This is a genomic window from Cupriavidus basilensis, assembly GCF_000832305.1.
Taxonomy (GTDB): Bacteria; Pseudomonadota; Gammaproteobacteria; order Burkholderiales; family Burkholderiaceae; genus Cupriavidus; species Cupriavidus basilensis_F.
Map to the genome: position 1 here is coordinate 905,041 of NZ_CP010536.1, position 17,586 is coordinate 922,626.

Annotated in this window: 17 protein-coding genes; 3 read left to right on the forward strand and 14 right to left on the reverse strand. The window is 63.2% G+C overall.

Annotated features, from left to right (window positions below; translation table 11 throughout):
- Positions 1–196: 196 nt before the first annotated feature.
- The 14 genes from RR42_RS04090 to RR42_RS04155 all read right to left on the reverse strand — a co-directional run bounded on the left by RR42_RS04090 (position 197) and on the right by RR42_RS04155 (position 12,960).
- Positions 197–1,147, reverse strand: a complete 951-nt coding sequence (locus RR42_RS04090; RefSeq protein ID WP_043344358.1) for a type II secretion system F family protein — start codon at positions 1,145–1,147, stop codon at positions 197–199.
- Positions 1,148–1,195: 48 nt separating this feature from the next.
- On the reverse strand, positions 1,196–2,173 hold the full coding sequence (locus RR42_RS04095; protein ID WP_043344362.1) for a type II secretion system F family protein: 978 nt from the start codon (positions 2,171–2,173) through the stop codon (positions 1,196–1,198).
- A 36-nt stretch (positions 2,174–2,209) separates the two neighbouring features.
- Positions 2,210–3,571, reverse strand: coding sequence for a CpaF family protein (locus RR42_RS04100; protein WP_043344366.1), 1,362 nt, complete (start codon positions 3,569–3,571; stop codon positions 2,210–2,212).
- Positions 3,572–3,607: 36 nt separating this feature from the next.
- Positions 3,608–4,801: an AAA family ATPase gene (locus RR42_RS04105; protein WP_043344368.1), complete on the reverse strand. Its 1,194-nt coding sequence runs from the start codon at positions 4,799–4,801 to the stop codon at positions 3,608–3,610.
- A gap of 25 nt (positions 4,802–4,826) precedes the next feature.
- Positions 4,827–5,285, reverse strand: coding sequence for a TadE family protein (locus tag RR42_RS04110; protein WP_043344369.1), 459 nt, complete (start codon positions 5,283–5,285; stop codon positions 4,827–4,829).
- On the reverse strand, positions 5,282–5,791 hold the full coding sequence (locus RR42_RS04115; RefSeq protein WP_043344371.1) for a TadE/TadG family type IV pilus assembly protein: 510 nt from the start codon (positions 5,789–5,791) through the stop codon (positions 5,282–5,284). The genes RR42_RS04110 and RR42_RS04115 overlap by 4 nt, the downstream gene beginning before the upstream one ends.
- Before the next feature lie 9 nt (positions 5,792–5,800).
- On the reverse strand, positions 5,801–7,093 hold the full coding sequence (locus RR42_RS04120) for a pilus assembly protein TadG-related protein (RefSeq protein ID WP_144409736.1): 1,293 nt from the start codon (positions 7,091–7,093) through the stop codon (positions 5,801–5,803).
- 26 nt (positions 7,094–7,119) lie between these two features.
- A complete protein-coding gene (locus RR42_RS04125) occupies positions 7,120–7,461 on the reverse strand; it encodes a hypothetical protein (protein ID WP_043344376.1) in 342 nt (113 codons plus the stop codon).
- Between the two features lie 34 nt (positions 7,462–7,495).
- Positions 7,496–9,343 (reverse strand): type II and III secretion system protein family protein, encoded by a 1,848-nt coding sequence (locus RR42_RS04130; protein ID WP_043344379.1) that lies wholly within the window; start codon positions 9,341–9,343, stop codon positions 7,496–7,498.
- A 79-nt stretch (positions 9,344–9,422) separates the two neighbouring features.
- Positions 9,423–10,271: a Flp pilus assembly protein CpaB gene (gene cpaB / locus RR42_RS04135; RefSeq protein ID WP_043344381.1), complete on the reverse strand. Its 849-nt coding sequence runs from the start codon at positions 10,269–10,271 to the stop codon at positions 9,423–9,425.
- 43 nt (positions 10,272–10,314) lie between these two features.
- Positions 10,315–11,730, reverse strand: coding sequence for an ATP-binding protein (locus RR42_RS04140; RefSeq protein WP_052494438.1), 1,416 nt, complete (start codon positions 11,728–11,730; stop codon positions 10,315–10,317).
- Positions 11,731–11,837: 107 nt separating this feature from the next.
- Positions 11,838–12,386: an A24 family peptidase gene (locus RR42_RS04145; protein WP_043344383.1), complete on the reverse strand. Its 549-nt coding sequence runs from the start codon at positions 12,384–12,386 to the stop codon at positions 11,838–11,840.
- A 64-nt stretch (positions 12,387–12,450) separates the two neighbouring features.
- On the reverse strand, positions 12,451–12,609 hold the full coding sequence (locus RR42_RS04150; RefSeq protein WP_043344385.1) for a Flp family type IVb pilin: 159 nt from the start codon (positions 12,607–12,609) through the stop codon (positions 12,451–12,453).
- 165 nt (positions 12,610–12,774) lie between these two features.
- Complete coding sequence (locus tag RR42_RS04155; RefSeq protein WP_043344388.1) at positions 12,775–12,960, reverse strand: Flp family type IVb pilin; 186 nt, start codon at positions 12,958–12,960, stop codon at positions 12,775–12,777.
- A 1,109-nt stretch (positions 12,961–14,069) separates the two neighbouring features.
- On the opposite strand from RR42_RS04155, the gene RR42_RS04160 reads away from it, so the two are divergent.
- From RR42_RS04160 to RR42_RS04170, 3 genes are read left to right on the forward strand one after another with little or no spacing between them, the layout of a single operon-like run.
- Positions 14,070–15,302, forward strand: coding sequence for a glycosyltransferase family 87 protein (locus RR42_RS04160; protein WP_043344391.1), 1,233 nt, complete (start codon positions 14,070–14,072; stop codon positions 15,300–15,302).
- Positions 15,290–16,564 carry a glycosyltransferase family 87 protein gene (locus RR42_RS04165; RefSeq protein WP_063778396.1) on the forward strand — a complete coding sequence of 425 codons (1,275 nt, stop codon included), beginning with the start codon at positions 15,290–15,292 and terminating at the stop codon, positions 16,562–16,564. Before RR42_RS04160 ends, RR42_RS04165 begins: the two co-directional genes overlap by 13 nt.
- On the forward strand, positions 16,557–17,582 hold the full coding sequence (locus RR42_RS04170) for a glycosyltransferase family 2 protein (RefSeq protein ID WP_043344394.1): 1,026 nt from the start codon (positions 16,557–16,559) through the stop codon (positions 17,580–17,582). The genes RR42_RS04165 and RR42_RS04170 overlap by 8 nt, the downstream gene beginning before the upstream one ends.
- Positions 17,583–17,586: the final 4 nt, after the last annotated feature.

Consider the following 17,586-nt stretch of genomic DNA (forward strand, 5'->3'; position numbering starts at 1 on the left):
CCTGTATTCTTCATGCGAGCGAAGACCTGGTCAAGCGTCATGGGCGCGTCGCGCCGTTCGCCTCCAGCCGGCGGGCATGCGGGCTATTTGTGCCGCCAGCAAAAACGCCCGGACAAAGTCCGGGCAAGACTGGCTCCCTGGCGTTGCACCGGGAGACAATCGAGGGAGCGACGTCCAGCGAGGCGAGGCAGCCAGCTCACTGGCCGGACATGGTCGGCAGCAAGACCCGATAAATCTGGATGAATGCGGGTCCAAGCAACACTAGCAGCAGTGTCGGGAAGATCATGAAGATCAAGGGGAACAATAGTTTCAGCGCAATCTTCGCGGCCTGTTCCTCAGCACGCATGCGGCGCTTGGTTCGCAGCATGTCGGACAGCACCCGCAGCGACTCCCCGAGGCTGGTGCCGAAGCGGTCGGCCTGGTTCAGCATGGATGCGAATTTGTCCACGTCATCCACGCCGGTGCGCAGCGCCAGGTTGGTCAGCGCCTTGTCCTTGGCGAAGCCAGAGCGCAGCTCCAGCAGCATCAATTGCAGCTCGTCGGCCAGTACCGGGCAGCGCAGCGCGAGTTCATCCGCCACGCGCATCAGCGCCGCGTCGAGCCCGAGCCCGGCCTCCACGCAAACCGTGAGCAGATCAATCACGTCCGGAAACTCCTCGAACACCGCGCGCTTGCGGTTATCCACCTTGCGCGATAGCACGGCATTGGGCAGGTAGTAACCAATCGCGCCTAGTACCGCCAGGAGCGCTACGGTCTTGTACTGCCCCTGGAACGCCGGCACGCCGCTCACCGCTATCAACGCCAGCATGGGCAGCCCGATGGCCAGCACCGTCTTGGCGGCGAAGTAGAGATGCGGCGCAGCGCTGCTGCGCCAGCCGGCATTCATGAAGCGCACGCGCATCTGCGAGCCTTCCCAACCCTCCTTGGGCAACGACAGGCGTGACACGGGTCTGGCCCACCGCACCAGGTTGTCGAGCCAGGCGTTGTCCTGCCCCGTGCCGGCTCCCGTGGCCGTACCGGCTATCTGCCCCAGCCTCTCGCGTGCCCGGCTAGGCGTGAATGTCAGCAGCAGACCGAATACCGCGCCGAACGCCGCCACAAAAATGAGAACCAGCATCAGGACCTGCTCTGTATGGACACCTTGCATGATCGCCTCCGGAATCGAGAATTCTGCCTACTTCTGGGTCGCGTGCATTCAGACCCGGATACGGATGATCCGGCGCATCCAGACGACGCCGAGCGTCATTCCTCCCAGCGCCATCCCGACCATCTTGAGGCCGATCGGGTCTTGCCATAGCACTGTCATGAAATCCGGATTCACCACCAGAATCAGCCCGGCGGTGGCGAACGGGAGCAGGCCCAGTATCCAGGCCGATAGGCGCCCCTCTGCCGAGAGCACCTTGATCTTGTCGAACAGCTTCAGGCGTTCACGCACCAGGTTGCCGATCGTGTCGAGAATTTCGGCAAGGTTGCCGCCGCTCTCGCGCTGTATCAGTACCGCGATCACGAAGTAGCGCAAGTCGTTGATCGGCACTCGCATTGCCATGTTTGTCATTGCCTCGTCGAGAGCGACCCCGTAATTGATCTCCTCAAAGGTAGTCCGGAATTCGCGGCCCATCGGATCCTTTACCTCCTGCCCCACCATCCCCAGCGCACCCGAGAAGGAGTGCCCCGCGCGTAGCGCGCGGCTGATCATGTCGACCGCATCGGGCAGTTGCGTCTCCAGTTGCTTGAGGCGCTTATGTCGAAGTGCGATGACATGCCAGAGGGGCAAAGAGCCAACCAGTAACGCGCCCAGTACCACCAGTACCGGTGGCACGGGCAGCAGCGGCACGAGCGCCAGCGCGCACAGCGCGACCAGCCCGCAATAGCCGAGTAGCTGCGCAACCGACCACGTGCTCCCGGATTGCTCGAGCCATCGGTCGAGCCCGCCGACGCGAGGCAGCATCAGCAGCCAGCGCTGCAGCATCGGCGTGTTGCTCAGCATGCGCCCCTTCAGGATCGACAGGGTCTCCGCGCTGACCTGCCCGCCGGCCGACAGCGACCGCAGCCTGGCCTCGATCCGCTTCGCCGCCGGGCCGTGGTAATTGTTCCACCAAAGGTAGGCGCCTTCGATGCAAAGCACCACCGCAGCGAACAACAAGATGATGAAGGCATAAAATATGAAGTTCATTTTCTTCTCCCCGCATTCTCTGTGCCGCTGTCCGGTTCAGACGTCGAAGCGCTTTGCCGGGTCATAGGTTTCGTCGGGCAAGCCCACGCCGAACACGCGCAGGCGTTCGGCAAACTTCGGGTACACGCCCGTGGCGCGGAAGTGCCCGTTGACCGTGCCATCCTGGCCTACACCGGTACGCTGGAAGGTAAAGATCTCCTGCATGTTGATGATCTCGCCCTCCATGCCGGTGATCTCCTGGATGCTGACTATCTTCCTGCGCCCGTCAGTCAGCCGGGACGCCTGCACAATGACGGTGATTGCCGAGGATATCTGTTGCCGGATTGCCTTCGGTGGTAGATTGAGGCCGGCCATGCTGACCATGTTCTCCAGGCGCGTAAGCGCATCGCGCGGCGTATTGGCGTGGATGGTGGTCAGCGAACCCTCATGGCCGGTATTCATCGCATTGAGCATGTCCAGCGCCTCACCACCTCGCACCTCGCCCAGGATGATGCGGTCGGGACGCATGCGCAGCGCGTTGCGTACCAGGGCGCGCTGCGTGATCTCACCCTTGCCTTCGATATTCGGTGGCCGCGTTTCCAGTCGCAGCACGTGCGGCTGGCGCAACTGGAGTTCCGCGGCATCCTCGATGGTGACGACGCGCTCGCTCTCGGGAATGAAGCCGGACAGGATGTTCAGCAGCGTGGTCTTGCCGCTGCCGGTTCCGCCTGACACCAGCACGTTCACCTTGGCGTGCGCTAGTGCTTGCAGGAGTTGCGCCATCGGCGGCGTGAGGCTCTTGAGTTCGACCAGGTTGGCTACCTGCAGAGGATTGACGGCGAACCGCCGGATCGATAGCAAGGGACCATCGATGGCGGAGGGGGGAATGATTGCATTGACGCGCGAACCGTCCGGCAGCCGCGCGTCCACCATCGGACTGGTTTCGTCAATGCGCCTGCCGACCCGCGAAACGATCTTCTCGATGACTTTCATCAGATGTGCATCGTCGTAGAACGTAACGTCGGTGAGTTCCAGCTTGCCGCGCCGCTCCACGAAGGTCTGTTTCGCCGTGTTGACCAGGATGTCGGAAACCGTAGGGTCTTGCAGCAGTGGCTCAAGCGGCCCGAAGCCAAACATCTCGTCGTAGACCTCCGAGGTGAGCAGCCTGCGCTCGGCGTCGTTGAGCAGGATCTTCTCTTCCTCGATGATGATGCTCACCAGCGTGTTGATTTCCTGCCGGACCTGCTCCTGGGGGAAGCGTGCCAGCCGTTCCAGTTCCACACGGTCCAGCACCGTCTCATGGATGGTCCGCTTGAACGAGCGGTAGTTCGCCGGTGTCGGCGGGAACTGGATTGCCCCATGGCCATTGGCGATGAAGGCAGGCTGGCTGGGGCTCGACAGTTGATCGCGGATTGACATGATGATCTCCGGTAAGGGAATCGGGAACTCGGTGGCTCAGGTTGCGCGCGTGCGCAGCATCAGCTTGCGCAACGGCGACACGCTGTCTTGTTGCGTACGGCGCTCGGCTCCGGTTGCGGCAACGAACTGCGTACCCAGTGCCAGGATCGCCTTGGCGATGGCGCTGCGTTTGTGGGATTTTGCAACCGGTTCGCCGTGGCTGATTGCCTCGTCGACAGCCGAGGAATCGTCGGGCAGCGCGTGTAGGATCTTCATGCCAAACACGTCGCTCAGGGCCGAGCGGGCCAGCGCATTGCGGCAGCCCTCGCGATTGAGCAAGATGTGGACCTTGTCGGCCGAGTAGTGCAGGGCGCGCAGGATATCAAGCAGGCGGCGTCCCGGGCGGGCAAAGGCGATGGTTGGTTCGACGACGACGCAGATGCGATCGCTGCGATCCAGCAGACCGATGGACAGAGGGTCGAGCGCCTGTCCGATGTCCACGATCACAAAGTCGTAGACCGGCTGGACCACTGAGAGTATCCACTCGAGTTTCTCCTTCTGAATCTGGCTTGCCTTGATCGGGTCGGTGGCGCCGGCCAGGATGTCGAAATTGCTATCGACATGCGTCAGGCAGGCATCCAGGAACGCCGCATCCATCCGCTCGATCTGACTGCAGATTTCCGGGAGGGTGGAGGGCGGCGGCTTGTCGCTGACAAGGTAGGTCAGGTCTCCGAACTGCCGGTTCAGGTCGATTACCAGGACGCGCTTTCCCAACTGGGCGCCAAGCGCATACCCGAGATTGCTGGCGAGGAAGCTGGTGCCGGCACCGCCCTTGCATGAAATGAACGAGATCACTTGCGCCATCTCGCGATTCCTGGGCACATGGCTGGCCTCCACCCGCCGCAGCGCTTCCGCCAGTTGCGTCCTGTCCAGTGGCCACGAGAGGACGTCGCGCACACCCGCGCGCATGGCCTTGATCAGGCAGTCGGAGCTCGGGGCGGGCGTGACAAGAATGCAAGGCAGTTCGGGGTGCTGCTGGCGCAAGGCTTCGATGCTATGCATCTGCGATGCCCCGACGACGGCTTGCTCGATGATGAGGAGATCCGCCAGCTGCATCTGGCTGCCATGGAACGGAAAGCGGGCCGGTCCTTCCAGCAGCGACATGGTCTGGAAGTTCCCGCTCCCTGCGCTCAGGCGGGAAATCTCGTCAAGTTTCTGGGCATCTTCCGATGCGATCAGGATCTTCAACATGGTGCGTTCTCCAATCTCGGGCAATCTAGCTGCAAACCGATCCACCGCTTGACGAGTTCATGCTCTCTCGGGACAGCGTGGATGTGAAGGGTGGCATGGTCAGCGTGATCGGAAGCAAGGGGATGAACGTGCGTACCGAGACGTTGGATATGCTGACAGTTGCGCTCTGGCAGGTGCTCCGCGCGGTGGCCGCATCGGAGTCGCATCCCGCTGGCAGATAGTCGAGCTGGATGTTGGAGGCGCTGAGCAGTGGCAACAGTGAGCGCATCTTGGTCTTGATGATCGCGTCGTCGGCGTCGCAGACGACGGCCATGCGCGCGCCAAGCCGTGTCGCCTCGGCTGCGGTGTTCCAGTAGAACAGCACGCGGGAGAACTCCACGATGCCGATCAGCAGGGGGAAGAAGATGCCGGCTATCAAGGCGAACTCGACAGCAGTCGCGCCGCGCTGCCGCGCAGGCCGGAGGAAGAGGGATCGCGTTTTCATAGTACCTGCCTCATGACGGTAGCGATGTCGGTGAAGGTCAGTCCGCTTGCATTGATAAAGGTCTGGATGGGCGAGTACGTATATCCGGTGATCTTTACCGTGACGAGGTTGATCGTGCCGGCCGGCGTGCCGGTACCCGCGCTGTTGTCGTAGGTGCTCACGTCGGCGAATGACATGCCGGGGCAGCCTGATGCATCGACCCGATCGCAGATCACCACCATTGACGTGGTGAGGCCGGTCGAGAGCGCTGAGCCCGAGCAGCTGGTATTGCCGTAGACGGCCAGGCATTTCGCCGGCCCCGTCGGATAGCTGATATCCAGCGGGGAGAACTGCGACAGGTAGCGGGCGGCTGAGCGCGTGCCTTTGGTCAGGGTGTCGAACTGGTAGATGGCGCGCCCGAATTCCGCCACGCCACAGACCATCAGCAGCATGGGGACCAGGAGAATGCCGAACTCGACGGCCGCCACGCCGCGATGGCGCGCCAGGAGCATTTTTCTTGTCTTCATGATCTCCTCCTATTGCACGAGAACCGGCACTAGCGGTCCTACGCCAGTCCCTGCGCCAGGGATGCCTTGGGTCGCGCAGGGGCTGCCTGGCGCGCTTGAGTCGCCCCGGTACTCGAGCCGCACCGAGTCGATGTTTCCGCCGGTTTGCATGGGCTCGATCATCAGCAGGCAGGCCCAGCTTTGCACCGGTGCGCTATGGTTGCCAGGGCTGGCGAAACCGGAACAGTCCACAATCGGTGCGAGCACGAGGCGACGATCCGCGCCGCTCTGGTACGAAGCGGCGGGGGCGGCATTGCCCTGTGTGCTCAGCCCGGTAACGGAGTCGCCCTGATAGGCACGATAGGCCTTGCGCGCGGCAAGGAAGTTCGGTTGAGTGTTGCCCGATGTATCCACGGAACTGCCGTCGTAAGCGCTGCTCTTCGCCGTCCAGGTCGTGTCGTTGTACGTGAATCCGGTAAAGTCGGTCACGCCTAGCACTTTCGAGCCTTTGACGATGCCAAAGCGGCTGTTCCAGTCATCCGCCAGGGATGCCTTGTTGCCGGCAGATCCAATCAATGTCCCTTGGGCCGGCAGGTTGCACTGTCCCGCGCCGTCAAGTTGCTTCGCAATCTGGCTGGCACTGTTGCCTCCGCCCAGGTCCGCCCAGCCAAAGTTGCCGCCCCCGTAGGTGCCCTTGTTGCTGGAGTCGAGCTTGGTCACCAGCCACTGCCCGGTGGTGTAGGGGGGCTGTGGCGGGCTGATGGTGCTGGGTTTGCAGACAAAGACGGGGATGGCGCAGGTCGTCTGTGCCGAGCCGGTGGTCGCCACCGCGAACGAGGCGACGGTTTGGGGCCCGACACTCACGCCCGGCAGGAAGTTGAGCACCTGGGCGAACCAATTGGCAATGCCGGCGCGGCTGACAGAGCATTTGACGTACTTGATGCTGGCGAGCGGGTAGGTGACGCTGTTCTTGTCCAGGAAGGGGTCGGTCAATGCGTCGCTGTACGTCACGCTTTGGTTGGCGACAAGCTGTACCGACTCGCTCTGGAACAGTGCCATGTTACGTAGGCCGGCGGTAATGCCCGCTGCTTCCGAGACGGTGAGCGGTGTCGCTCCCGTCAGGTCGCGAGCGGCAGCCAGCGCGCAGGAATCCGCGCCGTTCTGCAGCTCGCTCTTGGCGACGTAGAGTTTGCCCAGGTCGAGCGCCAGGCCGAGGAAGCCTACCAGCATGACCAGCGCGATCGCAACGATGATCGCTACCGCCCCGCGCTGCCGGGCGCGATGGCTCGACAGCGCGGTCCTGCGAAGCATTGATTTGGACATGATGAGTCTCCCCGAGCAAACCGATATCAGCGCGTTCCCGCACCGCCCGCCATGCCGATGCCGCCGTAGCCCCCCGCACCGAAATCCATGCCACCCGCGGCACCTGTGCCGGCGGGGCGCAGGCGTATCAGTGACCGCTCGTAGTTGGTCATTGCGGCCACGGCGGTCTTGCCATCGGTGCCCGTCAGCGATGGCAGTCCAGCGGGCGCGTCGGGGTTGATGATCTGGGATCGCGTCACGGTGGTAACGGCCTGGCCAAAATGCTTATCCCAATTTGGCGTCGAAGTCATGCAGGCGGACAGGGTCAGACTGCCAAGCACTGCCAGCGTGACAGCGGCGCGGCGCGCGTACTTCAAGTTCTTGTTCATGGTGGTTCTCCTCGTGGACGGACGCTTCGGCAGCTCAGTTGGCGCTCGGTGTTTCGGCCGGGCGGGCTTTGTCCGGCGCCAGGCCGCTGGGGCTGGCAGTGGTGGCGGCGCGCGCCTGCGCCAGCCGTGCCGCGGTGGCTTCGATGCGCGCGATGCGCGCGGCGGTAGCGTCTGCCGGCGGAACGCCCGCAGCGCTCGCCCTGGGCGCGGGCGGGGAGATGACGGGTACGTCGTCCAGCGGCTTGGCCGGCGGAACCATGCTCAGCGGAGCCTTAGGTGCCTGCGGAGCGGGCGCTGCGGGGACAGCCGTCGGCGCGGGAGCGGCCGGGGCAGGCTGCGAGGGCGTCGGGCTCGGTGCGTCAGTCTTCTTGCCGGAGCCTTCCATATTGCCCATCAGGTAGAGCGCGAGCGGGTTCGGTGTAGAGAAGCTGTCGGTTGGCAGCGGATAGGATGCGCTCTGCATGGGTTGGACCAGGTGCGGGGTGATGATGAACACCAGCTCGGTCAGGTCTTGCTGGAAAGACGTGCTGCGAAACAGCGTGCCCAGCACGGGAACCTCGCCGGCGCCCGGCAATGCTTTTAGCGAGCCGCGTGCGCTGTTTTGCAGCAGGCCGCCAATGGCAAAGCTCTCTCCGTCCCGCATCTGCACGGTGGTGGAAGCGCGGCGGGTGGTGATCAAAGGCAGGATGGTCTGCCCCGTCAGGCTGCTGCCGCTGACCGTGGCGCCGGTGGGCGAGAGCTCGGAGACCTCGGGCGCCACCCTGAGATTGATGCGCCCATTTGCCAGTACGGTTGGCGTGAACTTCAGGCCAACGCCAAACTCCTCCTGTTGCAGGGTGATGGTGGATGCACCACCGAGGGCATTGCTTTGCGCCACCGGGATATAGATCTTGCCGCCGGCGAGGAAGCTCGCTTCCTGGCCGCTGATGGTGACCAGGTTCGGCTCGGCCAGGATCTTCACCAGGCTGTCATTCTTCTGCGCATCGACGGCAACGTTGAAGGGCCGGTTGTTCGCCTTGTTGGCGAAGATGGCGCCCGACGCGCCGCTCAGCAGCGAGGTCACCAGGCCACCGCTCCAGGAGCCGAAGCCGCCCTGGAGGTTGACCGCCGAACCGAGCTGATTCAGCAACGTCTTCGACACTTCGGCCACCTTGACCTCGAGCATGACCTGCTGTGGCGTGTCAACAGACAGCATGTTGAGGACGCCGCCCTTCTTGTTGCCCTCGCCCTGCGCCGCCGCGGCGTACGCATAGGCGATCTCCATGGCCTGTTGCGCAGCCTGCGCGTTCGAAACGCTGCCTGAGAGCACCAGGTTGTCAGCGGCGGTCAGCACACGGATCTGTGGTTCGCCGGGCATCAGTTGCGCCAGCGAGGTCTGGAGCCCGCCGGCGTCTGCGTTGACCACCACGTTGATGATGCTGCAACCGCCACTGCGCCCTTGCACGATCATGTTGGTGGTGCCGACGCTGCGGCCAAGCACGTAGAGGGTTTGCGGCGACACCATGGTGGCCTGGACTACATTGGGGTTGCCGAGCGTGCGGTTGCGTACCGGCTCTGGCAGGGGGATCAGCGATGACTTGCCGACCGGCACGATGATATTGCTCTCGTTGCGGATCGCGCCGGTGCAGTTCGGCCCACGGCTGTCCGTGGGCACGGCGGCAGCCGGCGCGGGCGCCATGCTGATGGTCATCTGCACCGGGCCGCCGGCAGGCGCGCCCATGGCTGCCTTGGCAGGCGCCGCGGTGGTGGATTTGGCGATGGCGCCGGCTTCGACCGCCACCTGGGCAGCGGCAGCCAACGGTACGCACAAGATTGCACCTGCGACGCTCGCGAGCGCAATGGCTCGGGCACCACTCAGGACTTCCGTATTGACGTTGTTCATTTCGTATCTCCCCCCGGAGAGGCTGTACATCGCGCCTAGAGTTGCCAAATAGATTCTGGCTGGGCGGCCGCCCTGGCCATCAGAAACATTCAAGACTGCCCTGGATGCCGGCCAGCACACCGATGCAATGGCCCGGCCTGGCCGGTGCCGCTGCAAGCGGGCGCGGTCTTGCCGGCGCGTGCGGCGCATTGACCGTGATCACCTTGACGGGCTGCTCCGTCGGTGGCGTGCCGAGCAACGTGATCTTGGTGGCGCCACCGGTGCTGACCGCGGCGACGTCGACCTGGTTGCGCAGGACGAGCGACAGGGTGCCCACACTGCGGGCGACGTCGAGCTTCTCTGCCTGTTCGGGCGTGACTTCGAGCGTGACGGCATTGACGACTTTCGGTTGGGTGTCGTCGCGGCTGACTTGCTGGGCTACCGCCAGCACCAGGATCTTTTCCAGCACGATCTTGGAGATGCTGCCGTTGCCCGCGCCCTTGGCCTCGGTCTCGTTGGTGTTGACAATCACGTCGACGTGATTGCCTGGCAAGGCAAAGCCCGCCACCCCGACCACATCATTGACGCGTACCGTGATGGCGCGCCTGCCCTGGCCAATCACCGCCGAGAGCCCGCCTTTGGTGCCCAGCGGAGCGAGCTTGGCGTCGAGAATCGGCTCTCCGCGTTGGACGCTGGTACGAACCACGCGCCCCTCGAGGGATTTGAGGTCCTCAAACGCGCCAGGCGGCACGCTTCCCGCTGGCCAGCTCACCAGGCTCAGTTGCGCATTGGTCAGCGGTTGTCCGAGATTCAGGTCGCTGGTCGCCACTACGACCTGTTTGAGAGAGCTGGAAGATTGCTGCACCAGCCACCGCGAGGCGGAGACGACCGCCGCGACCCCCGCGACCAGGGCGATGAACAGCATCAGAATTGCTCGAGCGTTTTTCATGATGACTCCCCTTACCGTTGTTCGTTAGACAGCATGCCGGCACTCAGCTGGCGGCCTGAGGCGCGGCCTGCCATGCGATCCCCATGCCGGAGGGACGCGTGGATTCGGGTACTGCCTGCGCACCGAAATAGCACTTCCAGGCACCGCGCAGCGCGTCCTGCGTCACCTGCGGTGGACCGCGGTGGTAGAGCACGCTGGACGCCACCAGCACGAGCAGGTCGCGTGGAATGCAGGCCAGGAGCGGTGTCCTGCTGGGGAAATGCAGCCCCTCCAGCAGGAAGTCGAATGCCGCTTCGGTGCTTTCCAGTCCGACGTCGCTGGCGGCACGCAGGTACACCTCGCGGTAGTCATCGCTCGACAAGGGGCCGATGAAGAGCTTGCTGCCGAGTCGGCGCAGGAATGCCTCGTCGCCCAGCTGCTGGGGATCCAGGTTCGTCGAGAACACCGGCCACACATCGAACGGCACCGAGAATCTCACGCCGGTCTGCAGCGAGAACATGTCGACGCCGCGGTCCAGAGGCACAATCCAGCGGTTGAGCAACTCGCTCACGCCTACCAACTGGCGCCCAAGGTCATCAATGATGTAGATGCCATTGTTGGCCTTCATATGCGGTGGCGCCTGGTAGAAGCCCGACATGGCGTCGTAGCGCAGGTCCAGCATGGACAGCGTCAACTCGCCGCCCGACAATACGGCGGGGCGGTGGCAGATGGTCCAGCGGCGATCCGTCGCGCGCAGCTGCAGCGGTGCGTCGGCGGTATCGACGGGGACATGCACGAGCGGATCAAAGACCTGGATGATCTCGCTGGCGACGGTAATCGCGTGCGGCACCGGCACAGCACCTGGCAGGAGTTTGCCAAGGCGCTGTGCCAGGTAAGTCTTGCCGCTGCCGGCGGGGCCATACAGCATCAGCGCCCGGCCGGTATTGACTGCCATGCCCACCTCGTCGAGCAGGTGAGAAGGGACGACCAGGTCGCCGAAGGCAGCAGCCATATCTGCCCTGGATACCGATGCCTGGCGCACGGAGTGACGCTGGACGGCGGCGAGATATGCGTCGAGGGTGACCGGCGCTGCGCCGACATAGCTGCTGCGCGCAACCAGTTCGGCGGCCCTGGCATACCCCGCATCGGTCAGGCGGAAGCGTACGTCAAGGTCGCTTGCGCCACGATGCGCCACCTCGAGCATGCGCTCTTGCACGGCGATGCTGGCGATCTCGTGGGTCACCATGGCGGGCAACTTGAGGGTGTCGGCCAACTGGGTGAGCATGGCGCTGCGATGCAGGTAGGCCGCCTTCATCAATAGTCCCACCAGCAGTGTGACGTCGATGCCGGTATCGGCGACCGTCCTGGGCGCGGGATGCCACGGACGCACTTGTTCGCGCCCGTGGTCGTCCGGGTTGTCGGCTTCGAAGCCTGGCGCGGGTGCCCGCTGCGCAGTTCCCGATGTGTTGTGTTCGATCATTGCTCCCCCCGTCTATTGGCTGATGCGGCCTTGCAAGCTCGATTTCAGTTTCGTTTCAGTTTCAGTTTCAGTTTCTGGTTCAGGTGAATCATGGCGAATGGTCGTCGTCACGCGGAGGCGAACAGCACGCCGATCGTACCGGCGGCAATGGCCACGCCGTAGGGCAGCGACCCAACCGACCATGACGATGCGTTGCGGGCACCGCTGTCCTGGGTGAGCGTAGGCCTGACCTGACCGAACGACGTCAGCATCCAGGCAAGGTTGCGGCGCAACTGACCAAGGCGGCCACGCCACAACGTCAGCGCCAGCGCCCACACCCCACCGGCCACGAAGGTGGCCAGCGCAATCTCGAACGCCATCGGCGCGCCCAGCCAGGCGCCCACCGCGGCCATCAATTTGACGTCGCCGGCTGCCATGCCGCGCAGCAGGTAGAGGGGCAGGAACAGGGCGAACCCGGTGAGCCAGCCACTTGCCCAGGCCAGGGCTCCGGCGCCCCAGCCGTGCAGGATGATCTGCACAGGCAGCGCGAGCAGCCACGCCCCAAAGGTCAGCCAATTGGGAATGCGACGTTGCTGGGCATCGATGGCAGCTGCGGTCAGGACCAGCACGATCACCAATGGACCGACGTATTGCGGTAAGGCGGACTGGGCTAGCATGATGTTCCCTCTACTTTTTTTGTTCTGTCTGTGCCGGCCCGTTATTCGGACCTGGCATTCCTGCTCAAGCGGTGACGGCGGAAGCGATCTTCTGGTAAAGGTCAGACACACTGGTGCCAACCGACTTGACCGCGAGGAGTATGGCAACGGCGATCAGGACACCCAGCAACGCGTACTCGATGGAAGTAACCCCGGATTGATCACGATGCAGTTCCCTGAACATTCGTCTTAGCTTTGGCATGGTGTCCGCCGTGTCGTCGTGGATCGTTGGATTGGGCAGGATGGCTCGCGTCGTGAAGCCCCCTTTCCATCGTGTGCCATCGTGATTCCGCCTTGGCCGAGGCGGGGTGCGGACGGGCTGAAGAGCCCGTCCGCTTCGCTTTAGCCGTTAGCCGTTAGCCGACGTGAGCGAAGTGCCAATCTTGTTGAAGGTGGTCGCGAGCTGCGTGCCGACGATCGTAACCGCGCCAATGATCACGACGGCGATCAGTGCTGCGATCAGCCCGTACTCAATGGCGGTGACGCCATCTTCATCGTTGGCGAAGCGCTTGATGTTGTTGATCAGGGTATTCATGGCAATCTCCTTCGGTGTTGGGAAAAACTTGATGCAATGAAAATCAACTACGGGCGAGGGTTGTTCGTTGCGGAGGGCCACAGATTGCGAAGGCGTGGAACGGCCACTTGCCACCCTTGTGTTCGCGACAAAGCCGAGAGATGGCGGCGCTATGCGTGGCGGCAATCCGGATCCCGTCGAGCATGCCTTTCTCCAGCGCCTGCGAGGGAAGCCCTGGCAGGCGATTCGGTGTGCCGTCCCTCCAGATAGTCCTTGCGGCTTCCAGATGGACAGCGGGCACGGCGTGTTGTCGGTCAGCAGTCATGGCGCAAGTTCATTTAGCTGATTCGTTGTCGGGCTTCGGCGCTTTTGCTGTGTGCCTCCGCTTCCTCGGCATCCAGCTTGGAACTGTCCTGGCGCCGCATGCCAAACCATAGGCAAAAGCTGGGCCACCCCACTGCTATTCGTTGAGTTAAAAGGGTTTCCGGGAGGGCGGGTGCGCAGAGGGCGTGCCAGCCAGGGTCTGCGTCGGCATCGTCGTTGCCGCGCGGAAACGTGCGGCGCGGCGACGGACGCGTCACGCCGCCTTATGGATGAGGCGCGACGCGTCCGGCTAGTCCTAAGTCGCTAGGAAGGAAGGATGACTTTCCGCGAAAGGGCATTGCAAAGGGCGTGCACAGTCTCTGCACGCGGACGCAAGGCCCGGCAGATCCGCCAAATGGTTGAGGTGATGGTGGCGAGGCTGGTGCCAAGGGGCATGTTTCCGGCGAGAAACGTCAAATGGCTGTCCGTCTTACGGGGATCTGGCGTGTCCTCGGCGCCAGGCCTGGCTCGGGCAGCTATTCGCTCGTGATTCAAGGCTGAAACGTTGGGCCTTTATTGCCCTGGAACGCCGTAAAACGCGCTGTTTTCGGGCAGGGGGCGCGCTTGTTTAATCTTGGGATTCAGACAAGACTGAAGCCACGGCACCTGATGAGAAACCCAGAGCGCGTGCCAGGAACCAGCTAAAGATGCTCGGCAAATAGCGCGTCGAAAGCGAGAGGAAAACCGGCATCGCGTAGCGCCTTTTTCAACGTACGAGAAACGCGCCATTGCGAGGACATGAACAGGAGCGGATTGTGAGGGCCAGAATGCGCGAAGGCAAGGAATCCCCGCGGTCCGACGCGCTCGGCCTAGACCGGGTTCGCTTCTACAGCGTTGTCGTGCTGGTGTTCTTCGGTCTATTTGTTGTCGCTTGGGGATGGGCCAGCAACGGCTTCATGAGCGGCCATGCGGCGCGTCCCGGGGTGGATTTTTCCGTATTCTGGAGCGCTTCCTATCTAGCGCTGCAAGGCTCTGCGCAGGATGCCTATGTGTTTGAGTCGCTGGCCCCGGTAATGGCGGCGTTCGGCTCGCAGACCTCAGGCGGCGATTTCTTTATGCCCTGGCTCTATCCGCCGACATTCCTGCTGGCTGTGCTGCCATTGGCGCTGCTGCCGTTCCCGGTCAGCTATTTCCTCTTCTCAGCCGGCACGGCGTATCTCTATGTAACGTCCCTGCTAAGGTTGCTTGGTTCCGCAACGAGCTGGAGGTCTGGGAATTGGCTGCCGATCGTCGCGTTTCCTGGGGTTTTGCTGACCCTCTTGCTGGGGCAGAATTCCATGCTGACAGCCAGCTTGGCGGCGCTATCGATGTACTGGCTGCAGCGGCGCCCGGTGCTCGCCGGCGTTTGTATTGGCCTGCTCTGTATCAAGCCGCAACTCGGCCTCTTGTTCCCCATTGCCTTGATCGCGGCGCGGGCCTGGAGAGCCCTCGCCGCCGCGGCCCTGACCGCACTCGCGTTGCTTGGCGCCAGCCTGGTGGCGTTTGGCTGGGAAACCATCCCGGCCTTCCTTGGCGCTGCCGAACTGGCGCGGGTGCAGCTGATTGAGCATAGCCCGCAGGGGTGGCTCATTTCGCCGACAGCGTTTGCGGCGGTGCGCCTGTCCGGCGGCAGCATCGCCCAGGCTTACCTGGCCCAAGGCCTGGTTGCCTTGTTTTCGATCTGTGGCCTGCTCTATGTCTGGTTGCGGCAGACTCCCGCAGGGCTTCGCGTCGCCATGCTCGCCACGGCCACGATGCTGACGACCCCATATCTTCATGGCTATGAGCTGACCTGGATGGGGCTTGCCATTGTCGGCATGGTGAGCGACTGCCTCAGGCGAGGATGGCTGCGCGGCGAGCAGCAATTGCTGATAGTCGTGTGGCTCTTGCCCTTGTATGAACTTCTTAATCCCTTCATGAAGCTACCGCAGATCGGTCCCGTGATCCTGATCCTGGTGGCCGGCGCAATCCTGCGGCGGGCGGGCATCCCGGTGGCGTGGAGCGTGACATGCGCACAATGAGAGTGGTTGCCGCAGTCGATGGCGAGCAGCAGCCGGGCGAGCACTGGCTGAACGCCGAGCGGGTGCGCCTGTACTCGGCCGTGGCGCTCGTCGCCTACGTTCTCTTCTTCTCGATCTGGATCTGGCGTGCCTGTCTGTCGAGGCAAGGTGATGCGAGCCTGTTCGGCGGCGACTTCGTCGCCTTCTGGAGCGCCGCCCAGCTTGCCCTGAACGGCAACCCTACGGGTGCCTACGATGACGCCACCTTGCGGCTGGTCGAGATCGCCGCAATGCCGGCCCTCGCCTCCGCCGGGGGCACGCTTCCGTGGCTTTATCCGCCTAGCTTCCTGCTGCTGGTCTGTCCGTTGGCGCTGCTTTCATTCGGTGCTGCGTACGGGGCTTTTATCGGGACGACCGGTGCGCTCTACCTGTGGGCGGGGAGCCGCATTGCTTTTTGGCGCGGCGCATGGCTGCCAGGCATGGCCTTCCCCGGTATCGCCGTGGTGTGCGCAACGGGGCAGAATGCCTTGCTCACTTCCGGTCTGGCCGCGCTCTCGCTGACGATGGTGCGGCGTCACCCGGTTGCTGCCGGGCTTGTGATGGGAATCCTGACCATCAAGCCACACCTGGCGTTGCTGTTCCCGCTTGCACTGGTTTGTGCTCGGGCCTGGAAGGCGCTGGCAGCCATGGTGGCTTCCTCAGCCGCGCTGCTGGCCTTGAGCGCTTCGGTGTTCGGCACGCAGACCTTTTTCTCATTCCTCGCCAATGCAGACATGGCACGCCTCGCGGTGGAGGGTGGCGAAGCAAAGCTCGTCCGGATGCCGACCGTGTTTGCCTTGGTGAGATTGCTGGGCGGCAATCTCGCGCTCTCCTATGGCATCCATGCCATGGTGGCGGCCCTTGCCGCCGGCGTCGTGATCTATGCGTGGTGCCGGCCGGCCAGTTTCCCGCTGCGGGCGAGCGCTTTGATGGCGGCCACGCTGATGCTCAGTCCTTATCTCTACGACTACGACCTCGCATTTCTCGGTTTCGTGATTCTCTGGCTTGCCGGTTACGCCATCGAGCGCGGATGGATGCGCTGGGAGAAGGAGTTGCTACTCGTCCTTTGGCTCACGCCACTGCTCGGGTTGCTTGTTGTCCAGGCGATCGGATTCCAGTTCATGCCGCTTGCGATCCTGGCAACGTTGTTTCATATAGTCCGTCGAATCCGCACGGAGCGAGTTCAGCACCCGGAGCCGTGCCACAACAATGAAACGCGGGTGGGGGAGGTGGGTCATGATTGATCAATACGATAGCAAGCAGATCTCTCTGGTGGTGCCATTTTTCAATGAGCGCGATGCCATTCCAGGATTCTTCAAATCCGTCGTGCCAGTACTTGAATCGATCGAGGCGGCCACGTTCGAGATCGTCTGCGTCAATGATGGCAGCAACGACGGCACGCTGGAAAAGCTGCTCGAGATATCGCGGCGGGACGCTCGCGTGAGGGTGATCGACCTCACGCGGAATTTTGGCAAGGAAGCCGCGCTCACCGCAGGGATCGATGAGGCGCTTGGCGATGCGGTCATCCCGATCGATGCGGACCTGCAGGATCCGCCAAGCCTGATTCCCGTCCTGGTTGCGCGCTGGCGGGAGGGGGCCGAGGTCGTCCTCGCTCAACGCGCGAGCCGCTCGTGCGATTCGTTTCTCAAGCGCACGGCGGCGCTGGCCTACTACCGGGTGCATAACTATCTGTCGGAATTGAAGCTGCCGGAGAACGTCGGCGATTTCCGGCTGATGGACCGCGTGGTCGTCAATGCGCTCAAGCAGTTGCCGGAGCGCAGGAGATTCATGAAAGGCCTGTTCGCCTGGGTGGGCTATCGGACCGTGATCGTGCCCTACGAGCGTGAGGCGCGTAATGCAGGACATTCCAAGTTTTCGGGCTGGCGTTTGTGGAATCTCGCCCTGGAGGGCATTACCAGCTTCAGCACGCTGCCGCTGCGCGTATGGACGTATCTGGGGTTCCTGATCGCCTCTATCGCTTTCTGGTACGGCATCTTTATTATTGCGCGCACGATTGTGCTTGGTGTGGAGGTGCCCGGCTATGCCTCCTTGCTTTCGGTGCTGCTGTTTTTTGGCGGAGTTCAGCTGATCGGCATCGGTGTGGTAGGGGAGTATGTCGGCCGCATCTACTACGAAGCCAAGGGGCGGCCCATCTACCTGGTGCGCCGTCGCTATCAGGAACGGCGCCAGACGGGGCAGTTTGCCGCCGGCAAGCGGGTGGTCAACCTGGCCAGCGTGCGGCGAGTATCCCAGGAGCGGTGATGGA

What these genes read in the sequence shown, in the direction of transcription:
- RR42_RS04090 (WP_043344358.1), bottom strand. Translation starts at nt 1,147, where the DNA reads ATGCAAGGTGTCCATACAGAGCAGGTCCTGATGCTGGTTCTCATTTTT.
- RR42_RS04095 (WP_043344362.1), bottom strand. Translation starts at nt 2,173, where the DNA reads ATGAACTTCATATTTTATGCCTTCATCATCTTGTTGTTCGCTGCGGTG.
- RR42_RS04100 (WP_043344366.1), bottom strand. Translation starts at nt 3,571, where the DNA reads ATGTCAATCCGCGATCAACTGTCGAGCCCCAGCCAGCCTGCCTTCATC.
- RR42_RS04105 (WP_043344368.1), bottom strand. Translation starts at nt 4,801, where the DNA reads ATGTTGAAGATCCTGATCGCATCGGAAGATGCCCAGAAACTTGACGAG.
- RR42_RS04110 (WP_043344369.1), bottom strand. Translation starts at nt 5,285, where the DNA reads ATGAAAACGCGATCCCTCTTCCTCCGGCCTGCGCGGCAGCGCGGCGCG.
- RR42_RS04115 (WP_043344371.1), bottom strand. Translation starts at nt 5,791, where the DNA reads ATGAAGACAAGAAAAATGCTCCTGGCGCGCCATCGCGGCGTGGCGGCC.
- RR42_RS04120 (WP_144409736.1), bottom strand. Translation starts at nt 7,093, where the DNA reads ATGTCCAAATCAATGCTTCGCAGGACCGCGCTGTCGAGCCATCGCGCC.
- RR42_RS04125 (WP_043344376.1), bottom strand. Translation starts at nt 7,461, where the DNA reads ATGAACAAGAACTTGAAGTACGCGCGCCGCGCCGCTGTCACGCTGGCA.
- RR42_RS04130 (WP_043344379.1), bottom strand. Translation starts at nt 9,343, where the DNA reads ATGAACAACGTCAATACGGAAGTCCTGAGTGGTGCCCGAGCCATTGCG.
- cpaB (WP_043344381.1), bottom strand. Translation starts at nt 10,271, where the DNA reads ATGAAAAACGCTCGAGCAATTCTGATGCTGTTCATCGCCCTGGTCGCG.
- RR42_RS04140 (WP_052494438.1), bottom strand. Translation starts at nt 11,730, where the DNA reads ATGATCGAACACAACACATCGGGAACTGCGCAGCGGGCACCCGCGCCA.
- RR42_RS04145 (WP_043344383.1), bottom strand. Translation starts at nt 12,386, where the DNA reads ATGCTAGCCCAGTCCGCCTTACCGCAATACGTCGGTCCATTGGTGATC.
- RR42_RS04150 (WP_043344385.1), bottom strand. Translation starts at nt 12,609, where the DNA reads ATGTTCAGGGAACTGCATCGTGATCAATCCGGGGTTACTTCCATCGAG.
- RR42_RS04155 (WP_043344388.1), bottom strand. Translation starts at nt 12,960, where the DNA reads ATGAATACCCTGATCAACAACATCAAGCGCTTCGCCAACGATGAAGAT.
- RR42_RS04160 (WP_043344391.1), top strand. Translation starts at nt 14,070, where the DNA reads ATGCGCGAAGGCAAGGAATCCCCGCGGTCCGACGCGCTCGGCCTAGAC.
- RR42_RS04165 (WP_063778396.1), top strand. Translation starts at nt 15,290, where the DNA reads ATGCGCACAATGAGAGTGGTTGCCGCAGTCGATGGCGAGCAGCAGCCG.
- RR42_RS04170 (WP_043344394.1), top strand. Translation starts at nt 16,557, where the DNA reads ATGATTGATCAATACGATAGCAAGCAGATCTCTCTGGTGGTGCCATTT.